The organism is Chryseobacterium jejuense, from assembly GCF_017877355.1.
Taxonomy (GTDB): domain Bacteria; phylum Bacteroidota; class Bacteroidia; order Flavobacteriales; family Weeksellaceae; genus Chryseobacterium; species Chryseobacterium jejuense_A.
This window is the reverse complement of record NZ_JAGIPR010000005.1, coordinates 219,526-233,653: the sequence shown is the minus strand read 5'-3', so window position 1 is coordinate 233,653 and position 14,128 is coordinate 219,526. Positions and strand designations below refer to the sequence as shown.

General features: G+C 36.7%; 9 protein-coding genes (1 of these 9 cut by a window edge). 1 reads left to right on the top strand and 8 read right to left on the bottom strand.

Annotated features, from left to right (window positions below; genetic code table 11):
• Window positions 1–41 precede the first annotated feature (41 nt).
• Together J2772_RS12105 and J2772_RS12100 are read right to left on the bottom strand one after the other, a co-directional pair.
• Complete coding sequence (locus J2772_RS12105; protein ID WP_209916971.1) at window positions 42–350, bottom strand: 2TM domain-containing protein; 309 nt, start codon at window positions 348–350, stop codon at window positions 42–44.
• Window positions 337–1,668 (bottom strand): 2TM domain-containing protein, encoded by a 1,332-nt coding sequence (locus tag J2772_RS12100; RefSeq protein WP_209916969.1) that lies wholly within the window; start codon window positions 1,666–1,668, stop codon window positions 337–339. The genes J2772_RS12105 and J2772_RS12100 overlap by 14 nt, the downstream gene beginning before the upstream one ends.
• Before the next feature lie 198 nt (window positions 1,669–1,866).
• On the opposite strand from J2772_RS12100, the gene J2772_RS12095 reads away from it, so the two are divergent.
• Window positions 1,867–2,040, top strand: coding sequence for a hypothetical protein (locus tag J2772_RS12095; RefSeq protein WP_209916968.1), 174 nt, complete (start codon window positions 1,867–1,869; stop codon window positions 2,038–2,040).
• A 120-nt stretch (window positions 2,041–2,160) separates the two neighbouring features.
• Here J2772_RS12095 and J2772_RS12090 read toward each other — a convergent pair whose 3' ends face one another.
• The 6 genes from J2772_RS12090 to J2772_RS12065 all read right to left on the bottom strand — a co-directional run.
• Window positions 2,161–2,817, bottom strand: coding sequence for a hypothetical protein (locus J2772_RS12090; RefSeq protein ID WP_209916967.1), 657 nt, complete (start codon window positions 2,815–2,817; stop codon window positions 2,161–2,163).
• 48 nt (window positions 2,818–2,865) lie between these two features.
• A complete protein-coding gene (locus tag J2772_RS12085) occupies window positions 2,866–5,112 on the bottom strand; it encodes a TonB-dependent receptor (RefSeq protein ID WP_209916965.1) in 2,247 nt (748 codons plus the stop codon).
• A gap of 216 nt (window positions 5,113–5,328) precedes the next feature.
• Complete coding sequence (locus J2772_RS12080; protein WP_245365211.1) at window positions 5,329–6,231, bottom strand: GyrI-like domain-containing protein; 903 nt, start codon at window positions 6,229–6,231, stop codon at window positions 5,329–5,331.
• A gap of 417 nt (window positions 6,232–6,648) precedes the next feature.
• Window positions 6,649–7,872 (bottom strand): TCR/Tet family MFS transporter, encoded by a 1,224-nt coding sequence (locus J2772_RS12075; RefSeq protein WP_209916964.1) that lies wholly within the window; start codon window positions 7,870–7,872, stop codon window positions 6,649–6,651.
• Between the two features lie 39 nt (window positions 7,873–7,911).
• A complete protein-coding gene (locus tag J2772_RS12070) occupies window positions 7,912–8,634 on the bottom strand; it encodes a thioesterase II family protein (protein ID WP_209916963.1) in 723 nt (240 codons plus the stop codon).
• Window positions 8,635–8,687: 53 nt separating this feature from the next.
• Window positions 8,688–14,128, bottom strand: the final stretch of a protein-coding gene (locus tag J2772_RS12065) for a non-ribosomal peptide synthase/polyketide synthase (RefSeq protein WP_209916961.1). 38,764 nt of this gene lie beyond the right edge of the window; only the last 5,441 of its 44,205 coding nucleotides appear in the window; the start codon falls outside the window, past its right edge — the gene reads right to left on this strand; the stop codon is at window positions 8,688–8,690.

Sequence of the window (14,128 nt, the reverse complement as noted above, 5' to 3'; positions counted from 1 at the left end):
GTCAGTTTTGAATAACAGCTCTCTTTAACGATTCTTTTATTCTACAAATCTTTCTTCTCTTTTTCTATGAGTTCCCGGATCTTTTTTTCTTCCCAATTCTGCAGGTAGCCGCTTTTTGACAGGAAAACTGTTGCTCCATGAGCCAATAACCCAATACCCCAGAATGTGAGTGTAAAGAAATTCTTGAATTCGAAATAGCTTTCACCAGGTTTCAGATGGGTATAATTGTAAAAAACAATCATTACATTCACAATAATATAGACAAATAGATGAGCATAAAAACCTCTTAACTTCTCTACATATCTTTTGGCTTTCTGATATTCAATATCATTTTCGTTAAATCTTGCCATCGTTATTATTTTTGTGGTTATTCATAATTTCACGAATCTTCTTTTCCTGCCAGGATTCTCCAACTCCAAAAACCTGAAAAGCATGAGAAGCTACCCCAATTCCCCATCCAAATACCGGAAACCAAAACCAATGAAATGAGCTCTTGGTAAAAAGATTGATAAAGACCAGAAAGGGAATTACAATACAGTAAGAAATGAGATTAATATAGAAATCTTTGATTTCCTTCATTCTCTTCTGGGCTTTCTTATAAGCTTTAAGATCATCATCCTGTTTTTCGCTGACAATATTAGGTTTATTAACCAGCATCGGAAGTTTTACTTTAAAATAATCTTCAGATTTTTCAATGAAAACATTCCTTTTTGTAAGCAGCGAATAACGTTGTACAATATTCGCCAATCCAATTCCGGAGCTTTCTTTGAGCTGTTCTCTTACCTGCAAATTATTCTCAATACAAAGGATATCATCTTTTGAAAATATTCTGATGACCAATGGCTTTGATGAGGTGGCAAAATTGTGTTTGATACAGTTTTCCAACAGAAGCTGTAATGACAAAGGCACTACAAATTTCCGATAGTCTTCTTTCGTAACATCAAAAATAAAATCAACGCTGTCTTCGAACCTTGTTTTTAAAAGGTCACAATAGGTTTTGGCAAATTCTATTTCATCTTCCACCGTTACCAGCTCTTTATCTTTCTGTTCAAGTACATAACGGTAAATCTTTGACATTGAAGCGGTAAATTTCTGTGCCTGATGAGGATTTTCATCAATCAATGAGCTTAGAACATTTAAAGAATTGAAAAGGAAATGAGGATCCAGCTGGTTTTTTAAACTTTCAAATTGTGCATTGGCAGACTTGGCGATGAGTTTCTGCTCTACTACTTCTTTTCTGGAAGTCTTTTTCAGTTCCTGCATAAAACTCTTTGCATGAAGAAAAGCAGAAATAAGCAATGCGATATTAATGGTAAACCAATTGGCAAAATTATATTTTCCCGAAAAATATTCTCCTGTAGTTGCCGCTTTTTGGATCATTACAAAATTGATGTAATTACAAAAATAGACCAAGATAATATTGACAATAATAACGGAAATAATACTTATTACCGCTCTTTTGGATGTTTCTTCAGACCAAGGAAATTTTTTATTGAGAAATCTGTTCAACATTCCGTTTCCACCTCCTAATACAAAAGTATACATCAATGAAATGAGTATGGTTAATCCAAAGTTTTCCAGATTTTTCTCTTCTGTAAATGCAAAAAAGAAAAACATAGAGACTATGAATGAGATCCAAAACATTGTTATAATATCCTTACGTTTCATGATTCGTTTTCTTGATTCAAAATTAGCTTTTATTAAAGGTATCAAAAATTATTTCTTACCGAAGGGTTAGTTTTTATTACTGAGCAGTATAGGTACATGGGATTGGATGAAGTCTCCTTTAGGCATTATATACAAAATTAACAACTCAATACCAAAACAACACAATTCAGTAGATTCTTCATCAAAAACAAATTAAACATGAAAAAACAAATCAAGCTGAGGGGGTTAAAACATCTTTCCAGAAACGAACAAAAGAATATTGCAGGTGGAGATACAATTCCTAGAGAACCAGGAAATGATGACGGCTGTGCCTGGAATATGTGCAGAAGCAAACAAGGATTTTGTACAAAAGACTGGAGCCTGTGTGAATAAATTCAGCCTTTAAGATAAAAACTTTGAAAGAGTACTATTCTTATATGGTACTCTTTCTTTTTTAATATCATGGCGTTTAACAGCATAAAAAAACCTCCACTGTGTGAAGGTTAATTTCTATTATTTCTTTTCTGCAGGCAAGCTTAAGAAATATTCAGCTTCTCCTCTGCCCCAATTCGGATCCAATGCTGTTTTAGGTTTATAAGCATTAAATTTTGAAAGCGCTTCTTTAAACATTTCTATTCCTTTACTTTTACTCCCACCATACTGTTCAGGTGTGAAATAAGTGTCTTCTGCTTTAATAAGTGCAATTCTCGGATTGGCAGGCTCCAGCTTTTCAGCTCTAGTAAGTTCTTCAGATGCTCTCGCTCCGTCTGTCATAAAACGTTGTTGCGGATTAACCATCATTCTCAGTGAATATGCCATTTTTTTCAACAAATGAATCTCTGCATTATCCGCGCCGGCAAGATTTTGAGCAGTTCCCAGATATTTTTCTGCCTGTGCGGCAACTCCATCCAGATCCTGAGTGTTTCCATTTCTCATCATGATTCTTCCTTTTTGAATCTGAGACAAGGCAGCATAGTATGGCGGAAGCCATTGTGAGCTTTCCTTACTTCCAATTCTCTGGAAGTCATTAGACAGTGTCTGAAAATCTTCCGGGGTTTTGCAGGTTTCAATTTTTGCGACTTTCTCAGTCATTATTTTCTCATAATCTGTCTGAGCAAAAGCAGTTAAGCTCATTAAAACTAAAGCAAAACTTAAAATGTATTTTTTCATTATATCAAATTTTAAAAGTTAGTGTATTGTTTATTCGAAGTTATGTTTTTATAAGTTATTATTAATCACATCCTCTGTTTTATCTACTCCGAAGCTTATAAAGGCTCCAATAAACACAAAGGTATTGACTGGCGGAACTATAGCCGAACTTCTTGACCCGTTTGCCGAAAAGTTATATCCGTATATATTTTTAGATCCAAGAACATTTGAAATGCTTAATACAAATACAGGAAATGCTTTTGCCTCTTTTTTTCCTATTGCAGGAAGATAATTGAAACTGATATTCAACGCGTTGTAATCCTTCAATTTTCCTTCATTTCTTGTATAATTAAATGCTTCTCCATTTTTAAATTCAGTGGCAATATCATAATATGGGCGGCCTTTAGCATACGTGTAGGATAAATTTACACCCAGCTTCCATTTCGGAATAAATCTTTTGACTACGGCAGAAAATGTATGTTCTGCTGCAAAACCCGGTTTTAAGCTTGCCGGATAATTGATAAAGTCTCTTTTGGAATCCAGGAAGGAATATGTCAACCAGTAATCAATATTTTTAAATGTCTTTTTATTGTCTCTCCAAAATAGTTCCAGTCCTTTTGCATAGCCGTAACCATCATTATTCAGGGCTGTCTGAACCTGCTGGTTCTGTTCTTTTCCAGGAAGAACATTAAATGTTTTGATAAGCTGGTCATATTTTTTATAAAAAGCCTCAAAGCGTAGACTTCTTCCTTCTGAACTTCTTAATAACTGAAAAATATAATGTTGCGACTTTTGAAAATTCAGATTCGCAGGCCCATTGATGTATTTACTTTCAGGATTCTGATAAAAAATTCCATAGGCTACGTTAGTTGTCCATTTATCAGCAAGACGGTATGCCAGCGCAAAACGCGGTGCTATATTACTTTTGTCAAGATAAGATGAATTTTCTGCTCTCAATCCGATCTTTGCAGACAATGCATTGCTGAATCCAAGATCTGTTTCTATAAATGCAGAGGAAATTAAATCTTTATAGTTTTTCTGAACACTTTCAAAGTTCAGATTTTCATCGGTATTATTGAGTTCAAAACCTCCTCTTAACGCGCTGATTTTGTTAACCTTCCTTTCAAGAACCGTTTTAAAATTAATATAGTTTCCATCGGTCAGCAATCTGCTGTTTCCATTTTCTACCTCGTTGGTTTCTGTAGCAAAGTTAAGATCTGACTGGTTATAAGAATAAGAACCACTTACATTGAGAAGATACTTTCCCAATTTTTGTCTGAAAGACAGATTGTGATAGGTAGTTTTGCCTTTTAATCTTACCAGCCCAAAATCATATTCAGGTTCCAGGCTTTCTGTTTTCACCCCCATTTTATTGGAGTTATACATCCCATAATATTTAAAAAAGCCTCCGGACTTTGTTTTAAATCTAAAGTTAAAATCACTGTTGAACCCCTGAGGTGCATCAATAAAATCGGTATTAAAATTAAAAACCTTCTGCATGAGACTTAAAAGAGAATATCCTGCAGATGCTCCAAAAGAATAATTTTTCCGGGCCCCCAATTTCTGAAATCCTGCATCTAAAAAGATAGGAGAAACGCCCAAATTATACGAACTCTCATCCGGCAGATCCACACTTTCCAACATCAGTACTCCTGAAAGAGCCTGCCCGTACAATGCAGAATATCCACCACTTGAGAATATATTCCCTTTGAAAAGTGAAGTATTGAATTGGTCTCTTCCTGCAATTCCGGGTACAGAATTAGAAAAATAATTATTAATGAGACTTCCATCCATAAAGATCTTAGATTCAGCACCCGTACCTCCTCTAATGAACAATCCTCCGGACTCTCCTACTTTCTGAACGCCGGGCAGATAAGTTAAAGCTGATGTTATCTGTCCGTCAGAACCTGCTGTGGTATAAATATCAATAGGACTCAATAATGCAGTAGCCCGTTTTCGATCACTGGCTTCAATTGAACCTGCAGAAACCACTACAGCATCTATTTCACTGATTTGCTCTTTAAGATCAGCATTGACGATAACACTCTGATTATCAATATTAATTATTTTTTCAACCTCTTCGTATTTAGGATGGATAAAAGTGATCTGATGACTTCCCTTTTCTGGAGTTTCAAAGGAAAAATTACCTTGAGCATCAGTAGTTGCTCCGTCATAAGTGTCTTTCAGTGTGACGTTTACTTCACTTACTCCTTTATTTTTAAATAAGACTCTTCCTGAAATCTTTACCTGAGAATACCCCAATGTAAAGGCAATGAGTGCTATCAGAAGAAGTATTTTATGTCCTTGTGTTTTCATGGTTATTAATTTCTGGATCAAAAATAATATGAAAAATGCCCTCCTATAAAAAAATTATTACTGAAGGGCATCCTTTTGCTACTGAATGGTAAAAAGGCTGGAAGCTTGAACAAGGAGGCTGGAAGTTATTTTCTGTTATAATTATTAATAGTTCTCTATTTCATTTCTAGCTTCAATTCTTCCAATCAGGCATATTTATCTCTGTTTCAGGTAAAATTACTGGATCGGAATGCAGAAATCCACCCTCATTTTTCCTTCAGGATGTTCTTTAAAATTGGAGTGATAGATCTCAAATGGAAAGGTTCTCCGTGTAGAGTAATTGTGTTCATTCATCCATAAAAATAATGATACCCAGCATTGCTCAAAATCATTGAGCGTAACTTCACCACTTCCGACAATAAATTTTCCGGCTTCTATAGTTTCTGAAAAAATTTCTCCTGTTGGTTCTTCCAGTTTTTCATTCAACAGCATACAGGCATGAATTCTTACCTTATCGGGTGGTGTTACTTTAAAACTGTCGTGATACACAGAGATCATTTTTACATTTTCTCTGGGAAACAGCTGTTTCTTTTTTGCCCAGTCTATGAGTACATTGTAAGAGGGTTCTACCCCAGCAAGGCCAAGGCTCATTACTGCTGCCAGATTCATTTCCGGCATTTCTTTTACTTCAATTTTTAAATTCATTGCTATCCATTTTAATAGGTTTTCAATAGTGCAAATGTATTTGCTGAAAACCGTATCAATTTGTCCGTTCTTGCTTTGTGTTTGTAAAATCTTGTGAAATGCTTCGGGAGCTGCTTTACGGAATTCTGATGGTGCTAATCCGTAATATTTTTTAAAGGTTTTGCTGAAAACAGATGGATTTGAAAAACCAAGATCAAAGTAGATTTCCTTCATCTCGATATTTTTATGCATGGCCAAAAGAAAGGCACTTTTTTCTATTTTTCTCCTTATAATATAGTTCTGAAGGGTTTCTCCTGTAACCAGCTTGAATATTCTGTGAAAATGAAAAGGCGAATAGACGCTGATCTCTGCAATTTTTTCAAGAGAGAGATCAGCATCAAGATTTGCATCGATATATTGTATGGTCTTTACAATCCGTTTTTTATATTCTTCCAAAATAAAAGGAGTAGAATCACAAAGATATTGATCCTAAGTACATTTCAGTTGTCTATTATTGCTAAATAATACAGCTCCATAATTTTTATTGATGCAACGTTTTATTTTTGTTATGCTTTATTTTTAGGGAGCAAAGAATGGAATCAACTCCGTTGATTCGATGAAGCGGATGTATAACTACAAGGCTTCTTCACAGAAGAAGTAACTAATTATCTTTTATTTAATTAAAATTTATTTAGGTGACTATATACAATTTTTCACCACTGTCATTGACTACGTCGAATCTTCGATTTCTGACGAAGGAAGAATCTCATAATATGGCTTAGATTCTTCATTTCACTTCGTTACATTCAGAATGACAGAATCATAATAATAAGATAACTGTATTAGTGTAAAATTGTATATAATTACCTTTATTTATTTCAATTCATTATCTTTTTTCATAGCAAAGTATATACAAACGCTGCCAATTATTGCTAACACAGCTCCTAAAATAAAAGGGGCACCGCTGTAAGAAACTGGTGAGTGAGTAGAGGTAAAATAAGCAAATACCCAGGTCATCAGCAAGGGTCCGAAAATAGAGGTTAAACTGAGAACACTGGTGAGCCCACCCTGCAATAATCCTTGTTTATTATCGGGAACTTTTGAAGAAATCATGGCTTGAAGTATTGGAGATGCCATTCCACCCAGGGCATAAATAGCAATTACCACAAACATCATCCAACCTTTGTTGGCTATTCCAAATAGCAGCATGCTTAGACAAAAGAACGCCAGAAAAATAACTACTGATTTCTTTTGCCCTAGTTTATTGATAAACAAGCCAATCAATCCGCCTTGGAAAATAACCATCAGCAGTCCCAGAAATCCCATTGAATACCCTATCATATCTTCCTTCCAGTTAAATTTATCCATGACATATACACTCCAGGAGCTTTGTACGGAATGTCCTGCCAATGCAATAAGAATAAAGGCAATGATAAATGAGGGTGCTAAAATCTCTCTATCCATACTTTTTATTACTCCAATCGGATTGGCTGTTTTCCAGGAAAATGGGCGTCGGTTACTTTCTGACAAGGACTCGGGGAGAACAAAAAAACCATACACCAGATTCAGTAAGCTTAATCCTGCGGCGGCATAAAAAGGAATTCTTTCTCCATATTGTCCAAGTACACCTCCTATAACCGGCCCAATAATCATTCCTACTCCGGCTACCGCGCTCATCATTCCAAAATACTGTCCTCTTTTTTCAGGAGTACTGACATCTGAAATATAGGCTGCTGCTGTTGTCATACTGGATCCCATTATTCCGTTGATGATTCTTCCTACAAACAACCATGCAATATCAGGAGCCAATGCAAGAATGAGATAATCTACTCCAAGTCCCAGTAATGAACATAAAAGTACCGGTCTACGCCCATATCTGTCACTCAAACCTCCCAAAACAGGAGCAAACAGAAATTGCATTAAAGCATATACGGATATAAACCATCCGATATACTGGGCAGTGATACTTATGTTATCTGCATTTGACAGTTTTGTAATCAAAGTGGGTAATACAGGGCCAATAATTCCGATTCCGATAATATCAATCAGAACTGTAATATAGATGAAGGTTAATGCGTGTTCTTTTCTTCCGGGCATAGGTAAGGTTTTACTTTATGAATGAATTAGATGTTTTTATCATTTAGCTATTGCTGTATTCATGAGGTTTTTAATCACCTGCGACAGATAGTTGAAATTCTGATTGATAAAGAAATGGTTTCCGTTGACGATCTGACATTCACATTCTGTCTCCGTGTAGTTGGCCCAGTTTCTTATATTCAGTGCATATTTTTCATTTTTTCCCATTATGGCGTAAATGGGAGTCTGTATTTTTATATTGGGGATCTGGTTGCTTTTGTTTTCCAGAAGTCCGAAATCTCCTCTCAATAAAGGCTCAAAGAAATCTAGTAATTCTTCATACTGCATCACCTCATCAGAAATTCCCCCAAGCTTTCTTACTTCAGCAAAAAATTCTGTTTTAGGAAGATGTGCAATGGGTATACTTTCTTTTATTCCTGGGCCTGGATATCCTGTTGCAACAAAATGCACCGGTACATCATTATCTTTTTCCATAGCATAGCAAATTTCAAATCCCAATATGGCTCCCATACTGTGACCATAAATCAAATAGGGAACATTTTTATTACGGACTTGTTTTATCTGTTCCAGTACGTCTGTTAAAGCTTCCTTCTTATTTTTCAAAGGAGGTTCTGACATTCGGTCTCCTCTTCCCGGAAGTTCCGGAGTTTCTACCTGAAAATGAGACTGCAAATTTTCTATTAAAGGTCGAAAAGAGTTTCTGTCTCCGCCTGCATAATGCAACAAAAATATTTGTGGTTTTGATGATGTTGCCGTGTTCATAGGGTTTTCTTTTTTACATTAAAATATGGGAGACGATGATCTCCCATATCTTTTTATTCTCCAACAGTTTTATTAATGATATCAATAATCTCTTCTTCTTTCTCCAACATAAACTGGTGGGCGGCTTCAATAGGATATACTGATAACAACTCCTGGTCTTCTATAACTGAGTCTACATTATTGTAAGTACAGCCCATCATATAGTTGTTAAATGATTCATCAAATCCATCTCCGCCTACCATGGCTTTTAATAAAACCACTTTTGTAAAGCTGAGGTTATTAGAGATCGGTTCTCTGGCAATGGTAAATTCTGCTGACATAAAGCTCTTAGTCGCTATAAAATGGCTGTGATCTACAGGAACTTCCAGTTTGTTGCTCAATTCTTCATCTGAAGGGAATGAAAGGAAATTGACTAACTTCTGATCTGAAGCATAGAAAATGGTATCTAACAGATAAACTTTAATCTTTTTACAGCCTCTTTTTTCTAGTTGAGAAGCCATTTCCAAAGCTATATTCCCCCCAAGAGACCAGCCCAGCAAAATATACTCTTCCTGCTGAGTTTGTTCTTGTATCTGCCTAATATGATCCAGATAATATCCTGCAAGTCTGTTCAGATTATCAATCTTTTCTTCATGGTAGAGATTGTAAGAATCCACACCATAGCAGTCATAGTTGGTTTTCAACTGTTCTGCCAAGGACTGATATACTTCACTTCCTCCATTCCCCGGGTGAATAAGGAATATATTCGGATTGTTATTAACAGCATTCAGAATGGATACTGTTCTGTATTCTTTGCCATATTTTCCAATAAGAGCAGCTAGTTTACTGATTGTTCTTTCTTTGAAAACATCTATAATCTTCACTTTAACATCTAATGCCTGCTGTATTTTGCTAATCAGTTTTATAGCCATGATACTGTTTCCTCCTAATCTGAAGAAATCATCATGAATACTGATAGATTCCGGATCAAGACCTAATACTTCACCATAGATTTCTGCCATCTGTATTTGAAGTTCATTTTCCGGAGCAGCATATTCTGATATCCCTGTAAATTCAGGTTCTGGAAGTTGTTTTCTGTCCAGCTTGCCATTAATAGTCAACGGTAAGGCTGTTAAATGAACAAAAACATTCGGTACCATATATTCTGGAAGTGATTTCAGCAAGAATTCTGACAATTGGAGTGGATCAATTACCGGATCGGAAACATAGTATCCAACAAGGTATTTCATATTTCCTTTGTCTTCTTTTACTACAACGGCAGCCTGACGAATACCTTCATATTGAAGCAGGGTATTTTCAATTTCTCCCAACTCAATTCTATGACCGCGGATCTTCACCTGGAAATCATTTCTTCCCATATATTCCAACGCTCCATTGGCTAATCTGCGAACTAAATCTCCTGTTCTGTATAAGCGGTTGTTTTCTCCTCTTTCCTTTTGGTCAGCCGTCTGGAATGGGTTTACCATAAAGCGTTCTTCAGTAAGCTCAGGTCTGTTCAGATAGCCTCTGGCAATACCAGCTCCTCCTATATACAGTTCTCCTACTGCTCCCACCGGAACAGGACGACACTGATTATCAAGAATGTATAAAGTTGTATTGGCAATTGCTCTACCGATATTTAATGGATTTTTATCTTCCTTGTAATCATGAAGCGTGGCACATACTGTTCCTTCTGTTGGCCCATATTCATTGATAAGGGTAATGTTTTCAATATTTTTATCGAGAGCCGGGAAGCTTTCTCCTCCTGCGTGAATCAGTTTTAGGCTTGTTCCATTCTCCACAATTTCTTTTAACAAAACTGGTGGAATAAAGGAAACTTCTACAGCATTAGTTTTAATATACTCATTAAGCTCATGTACTGAGGTTCTAAGCTCATTGCTGTACAGCCAAAGGGTGTTTCCATTGCATAAAGACGGGAATGTCTCATATACAAAGGCATCAAATACATAATTGGAGTACACTCCTACATTTTGATATTTTTCAAGCTGATGAACGTCTGTCATTGCATCGATCAGGTTGATGACTCCTTTATGTTCAATCATTACTCCTTTTGGAAGTCCTGTGGTTCCACTCGTGTAAATCACATAGGCTAAATGGTCTGAAGATACTTGGGTAGAAGGATTATGAGTGTCTGCTGTTGTCAATTCCTCAATTAATCCCCTATCATTCAATGAAACCAGATTTACATCTAAAGAAACTTCATTGAATTTCTCTCTTACTTCTTCTTGAATAATGATAACCTCAGCTCCCGTATCTTTTAAAATATGATTGATCCTTTCTGCAGGATATGAAGGATCCATTGGAACATACGCTGCTCCGGCTTTTAATACAGCAAGGATCGCCACCAACATATTTTCGGATCTTTCAATGCATAATGGCACCAAATTATCAGGCTGAAGCTGGTATTCTTTGATCAGGTAATTTGATAATTGATTGGCTTTTTCATTCAATTCTCTATAGGACAATCTAACATTCTGATATACCAGAGCTGTAGCATCAGGCATTATGGCAACCTGAGATTCAAACTGTTGATGAATTGTTGCTTGATCCTGATATGCTTTTCTGTTATCATTCAAAAGTTCTGTGATCTCTCTGCCCTCTGTTTCTGATAGAAGAGATATTTCTCCTATTTTCAAGTCGTTAGCATCAGATTTTCCAATCTGTACAATCTGGGTTAACAGATATTGATAAGTGTCTGCTATACGGGTTATGGTATCTTTTTTAAATAAGGATGTAGCATAATTGAAGCTCATCTGAATTCCATCAGGGCTTTCATTAATCATGGTTGTAAGATCAAATTTCGCTGCCTGATAGTCTACTTCACCATCAAATGGCTGGAAAACAGGCTCTTCTTTCTGAGCTACACTATCTCCACCATTACTGGTCTGAAGGCCAAACATCACCTGGAAGACCGGATGTCTTGAAGTATCCTGTTCTACTCCCAGTTCTTCCACTAATTTCTCAAATGGAAGATCCTGATGAGACTGGGCTTCTGTCACCGATTTTGACACCTGCTGAATGAAATCTCTGATATTTTGTTTAGGATCAATTTTCTCTCTCAGTGCCAATGTGTTCACAAAGAAACCGATAAGATCTTCAAGGCCTGCATAATGACGGTTGGCAATCGGGCTTCCTACTATAATATCTTCCTGACCTGAATAGGTAGACAGTGTCAGATAGTAACCACTCAACATCACATTGTACAGACTTACTCCAAGAGTTTTGGAGATATCTTTCAATCCAAGTGCTGTTTCTTCAGGGATATTAAACCTGATGGTATCTCCTTCATAGGAAATTTCAGCCGGTCTATGGAAATCTAAAGGAAGATCTAAACTCTGATAGTCATCAAGCTTTGTTTTCCAGTATTCAATCTGGTTATCAAGACGCTCTCCTGTAAGATAGTTTCGCTGCCATAATGCAAAATCCTTGTATTGGATTGTTAATTTAGGGAGCTTAGGATGTTGCCCTCCTGCAATGGCATGATAGGCTGCACCCACTTCTTTCAGGAATACATCGGTAGACCAGCCATCAAAAGCAATGTGGTGAATAACTACAGACAGATAGCTGATATTATTTAACGTGAAAATATTGATCGCAACAGGAATCTCTTCTTCCAAACGGAATACTTTATGAGAACTTCTGTTTACCAACTCCTCCAGTTCTTCTCTATTTTCTGCTTTTATAGTTCTTATTTCCGGAAGAAGATCTGTAACGACCTGATAACCCACTCCGTTTTCTGTAGTCAGAATAAATGTACGAAGTACTTCATGGCGCAGAATTACTGTTTCTAAAGCTTTGCATAAAGCCGGAATATTGGTTTTCGAGCTCAGAGTAACCGTCATTGGAATGTTATAAGCACTGCTTCCACCTTCATAGGATTCTATAAACCAAAGTCTTTCCTGAGCAAAGGACAGTCTTTGCTCTTCTGAGGTATCTACTTTTGAAGGAGATATGGTTATCTGATCTTCCAAGATATTTCCCGCTAAAGCTTCGGATAAAGAAGCAACCGTTTTATGATTGAATATCATGTCAACATTAGCCTGCATATCCAATGTAAGCCTGATCTTACTGATAAGCTTTATCGCCATGATACTGTTTCCTCCCATCCTGAAGAAATCATCATGAATACTGATACTTTCAGCGTTAATTCCCAATACTTCACCATAAATATGACATAGCTTTTCCTGTAATTCATTTGTTGACGCTATATATTCACGACTTGCTTTTACTTCCGGTTCTGGCAGTTGTTTTCTGTCCAGTTTTCCATTAAGGGTTACAGGTAATACTTTTAGGTGAACAAAAATATTCGGCACCATATATTCAGGTAATGTTTCGGACAGAAATTCTGAAAGTACTCCTTCATCCAATTCTTTATCAGAAACATAGTATCCTACAAGATATTTTACTCCTGCTTTATTTTCTTTAGCCAATACTGCTACCTGACGGATATCAGAATATTTTACCAAAGCATTTTCGATTTCTCCCAGCTCGATACGGAAACCACGAACTTTCACCTGGAAGTCATTTCTGCCCAGATATTCTATGTTTCCTCCGGATACCCATCTTACTAAATCTCCTGTTTTATATAGGGTTCCGTTATATTCTTCTCTTTTTTCTTTATCTGTCTGGAATGGATTCGCAATGAAGCGCTCCTCCGTCAGCTCCGGTCTGTTTAAATATCCTCTGGCAACTCCTACACCGCCGATGTATAGTTCTCCTACACCGCCGATAGGAACCGGATGTAAGAATTTATCAAGTACATAAACCGTTGTATTAGCAATTGGTTGCCCAATCAATACCTGCTGAATAGCCGGATCATTACAATCATAATACAGAACATCCACGGTGGCCTCTGTTGGTCCGTAAAGGTTGTGAATTTCCGCATGGCCCATCAGTCTTCGTGCGTCCTGTACCTGCTTTAATGTTAAAGCTTCTCCACTACAGAATATATACCTCAGACTTTTTACCATAGACTGCAGCTCTTCTTTGGTATCTAATGTTTCTTCGAAGGCACTCAACATGGAAGGAACAAAGTGTAAAATGGTCACATTGGCCTTTTGAATGACTTCAGCTAAGTATTCAGGGTCTTTATGCCCTTCCGGACGTGCAAATACGATACACGCCCCGTAAAAATGAGCCCAGAATAATTCCCAGACGGAAACATCAAATGTGTAAGGGGTTTTCTGCAGAATATTATCTGTTGCCACCAAAGGATAGGTATCATTCATCCAGACGATACGGTTTATCACACTTGTATGTTCTACCATTACTCCTTTTGGATGTCCTGTTGTTCCACTGGTGTAGATGACATAGGCAAGATTATCCGGTTTAATAGCTGTCACTGGATTAGAGGCATCTTCTTTTTCAACGATCTGTCTGAAAGAGATATTATTTAAAGAAATAACATCTACATTCATATCCTGTAATTTTTCTACTGTGCTTTCCTGAGTCAATATAATTTTGGCCTTGGTATCTGACAGAATATATTCTATTC